2 protein-coding genes and 1 pseudogene are annotated in these 3228 nt (G+C 67.6%); 2 read left to right on the forward strand and 1 reads right to left on the reverse strand.

The window, feature by feature from the left end:
- Positions 1–1660, forward strand: a 1660-nt coding sequence (locus J0L98_RS21450; protein ID WP_296414265.1) for an amidohydrolase, incomplete at its 5' end; no start/stop codon positions are given.
- Positions 1661–1869: 209 nt separating this feature from the next.
- On the opposite strand, the gene J0L98_RS21455 is transcribed toward J0L98_RS21450, so the two are convergent.
- The gene (locus J0L98_RS21455) at positions 1870–2538 is read right to left on the reverse strand and encodes a c-type cytochrome (protein WP_296414266.1); all 669 of its coding nucleotides are present in this window, start codon (positions 2536–2538) and stop codon (positions 1870–1872) included.
- A 100-nt stretch (positions 2539–2638) separates the two neighbouring features.
- Here J0L98_RS21455 and J0L98_RS21460 point away from each other — a divergent pair.
- Positions 2639–3073, forward strand: a pseudogene (locus J0L98_RS21460) (NAD(P)/FAD-dependent oxidoreductase); the annotation flags it as partial.
- Between the last annotated feature and the right edge of the window lie 155 nt (positions 3074–3228).

Consider the following 3228-nt stretch of genomic DNA (forward strand, 5'->3'; position numbering starts at 1 on the left):
GGCCCCGCCTCCGCCGCCCCTGTCGGACGTGATCTTCACCAACGGCGACATCATCACCCTCGACGACAAGCGCCCCACCGCCCAGGCCGTGGCCATCAAGGGCAGCAAGATCATCGCCGTGGGCAAGAGCAAGGACATCCTGGCACGCTGGAAGAGCGAGGGCACCGAGGTTGTCGACCTGGCCGGCAAGACCCTGGTGCCGGGCTTCATCGATAGCTGGGGGCAGATGTCGCGCATGGGCCTGTATTCGGTGGCAGCCCAGGTGCAGTCGCCCCCCGAGGGTAAGGTGACGGATACCAACGGCCTGCTGCGCGAACTGCGCGAGTGGGGCAAGGGCGACCTGGCCAAGCGCTTCGGCTGGATCATCGGTTTTGGCTATGACGACACCCGCCTGCGCGAGCAGCGCCGCCCCAGCCGGACCGACCTGGATGCCGTCTCCCGCGACACGCCGGTGATCCTGATCCATTACTCGGGCAGCCACCTGGTGGCCAACGGCAAGGCCCTGGAGCTGGCCGGCATCGGGCGCGACAGCATCGACCCACCGGGCGGCAGCATCGGCCGCTGGCCGGGCTCGAAGGAGCCCGATGGCGTGCTCGAAGGCGCCGCGGCCACCGCCCTGCTGGGCGCCCTGCCGCACCTGCCCGCCGACGACCGCCAGGCCATGATCCAGCAGGGCCAGACCCTCTACCTGCAGAACGGCTACACCACCGCGGTGGAAGCCCGCGCCACCCCCGACGATCTGGCCCTGTACACCCAGGCCGCCGACACCGGCGCCCTCAAGCTCGATGTGCTCATCTACGCGGATCTCGCCAGTGCCGGCGCCAGCCTCAAGGGCCACAAGACCATCGGCCCCAAGTATTACAAGGGCCACCTGAAACTGGCCGGCGTGTCCTTCGTGCTCGACGGCAACGCCGAGGACCGCAGCGCCTGGCTCACCCAGCCCTACCAGCTACCGCCCCCGGGCAAGCGCAACACCTTTGCCGGCTATCCGGGCAGCAGCGACGAGGTATCGGGCGAACTGTTCTCCAGGGCCTACGCGGGCGCCTGGCAGGTGGCCGTGCAGGCTAACGGCGATGCGGCCATCGACCAGTTCATCAAGGGCCTGCAGGCCGCCAGCGCCAAGCACCCGGGCAAGGACCGCCGCCCCCTGCTGGCCGGCGGCCAGACCCTGCGTGACGATCAGCTGGACACTCTCAAGACCCTGGGTGTGAGTCTGGCCCTGGCGCCGCGCCGCCTTGGGCTGTCCCTCGCCACCCTCAAGGATTACGCCCTGGGCGAAGAGCGCACGGCCCGCTTCATCCCGGCCGGTGCGGCCGCGGGCAAGGGCCTGCCGGTGCTGCTGGCGGGCGACCCGTCGCAGATCGAGCCCGCGCCCTTTGCCACCCTGGCCGCCGCCATCAAGCGCCCGGCGGGCGAAGCCCAGCAGCTCAGCCCCCTGGACGCCCTCAAGGCCCTTACCGTGCTGCCCGCCCGGCAACTCGGCGAGGAAAAGCTCAAGGGCAGCATTGCCACCGGCAAGCTTGCCGACCTCACCGTGCTCTCGGCCAACCCGCTGAAGACCCCCGCCGACAAGCTCGGCGAGATCAAGGTGATCGGCACGGTGAAGGAGGGTGTGACGGTGTTCGGCGGCAGCGAAGGCGGCGTCCCCATCCTGCGCTGATACGGCATGACGATGGCTTGAGAACTGTAGGGGCGACTTCAGTCGCCCGCGGACTTCGATCCAGGGCATGTCTGTGATCGACGCGCGATGGGCGACTGAAGTCGCCTCTACAAGTCGCTCCTGCAGACGAGGCCCCATCAACCGTCAGATGACGCGTCAAACCGAGGACGCCAGGTTCACCCCGCAGAAGACGAGCGGCCTCGCCCCTTTCAGCGCAGGTTGGCCAGATACTCAACCACGGCCTCGATGTTTCTCTCACCGAGGCCCGAAACAGCAGCCGTCATGGGCGGATAGGTGCGCTCACCGCTGACCTTGAGGTAACGCTGCAGGCTGCGCCGCAGGTATTCGGGCTGCTGGCCGGCCAGGCGGGGGAAGCTCTCGCCGCCGCGGGCATCCGCCCCGTGGCAGCGCACGCAGTTCTTCTCGAAGTGATCGCGCCCCTCCGCCGCCCTTGCGGTCGAGGGCGTGCCGGCGGGCGTCACGGGCTGGGCCGCGTAGAACACGGCGATCTGGGCCTTTTCCTCGGCACTGAGCACTTTCATCAGACCTTGCATGAAAGCGTCCTTGCGTTTTCCGTTGAGGAAGGCGTCGATCTGGCCAAGCACGTAGAGGGGGTGCTGGCCGGCCAGATTGGGGACTTCCGTGTACTTGCTGGTCCCAGTGTCCCCGTGGCAGTTGGCGCAGAAGAAAGCCGCCTTGCGCCCGGCATCCTGGGCGACTTTCTGATCGGCGGGCCGCGCCTTGCCAATCCGCTCCAGGTGATCCCGCGGCGTATCTGCCGTGGCGACGCCCGGCCAGGCGCCCCCCAACACCACCATCCCGGCCAGTACCCGCAAGAGGGTGTGTCGTGCTGCACCGATCAATTTTTGTTGTTCCATCGCTGCTCCCCATGGGCCGCCGGAGGCGGAATCTGCTGGATTGTAGTTCGCCCGGAGGCAGGCCACTACAATCGCGCATCTTTCCCATCCGGATTCCGTCATGCAGCCCCCTTCCCCTCCTTCCCGCGTTGCCATCATCGGCGGCGGCCCGGCCGGCCTGATGGCGGCCGAAACCCTGGCCCGGGGTGGCGTACAGGTCGATCTCTTCGACGCGATGCCCTCGGTGGGGCGCAAGTTCCTGCTGGCGGGGCGGGGCGGGCTCAACATCACCCACGCGGAGCCCTTCGCCGCCTTCATCAAACGCTATGGCAGCCGCGAGGACGTCATCACGCCCCTGCTCAGCACCTTCGGGCCGGCAGAACTGCGGGCCTGGGTGGAAGCCCTGGGGGTGAGCACCTTTGTGGGCAGCTCCGGGCGGGTCTTTCCCGAGGAGATGAAGGCCGCCCCGCTGCTGCGCGCCTGGCTGGCGCGCCTGCGCGAGGCCGGGGTGCGCTTCCATGTGCGCCACCGCTGGGCGGGCTGGAACGTGGACGGACACCTGCGCTTCACCACCCTTTGATTTTTTGCCGAACTTTTCGATAATGGTCAATTCGTCTGCCATGCCCTGACAGGGATTGTTGTAATCGCTCAAGCCGTTCACAACATGGATGTCTGACTATTTTGCGAGTTCGATCACATGCGCGTGGTCGA

This window comes from Zoogloea sp. (genome assembly GCF_017302315.1).
Taxonomy (GTDB): Bacteria; Pseudomonadota; Gammaproteobacteria; order Burkholderiales; family Rhodocyclaceae; genus Zoogloea.

Excerpts from the sequence above, each read along its gene's own strand:
- J0L98_RS21455 (WP_296414266.1), bottom strand. The coding sequence starts at position 2,538 with ATGGAACAACAAAAATTGATCGGTGCAGCACGACACACCCTCTTGCGG.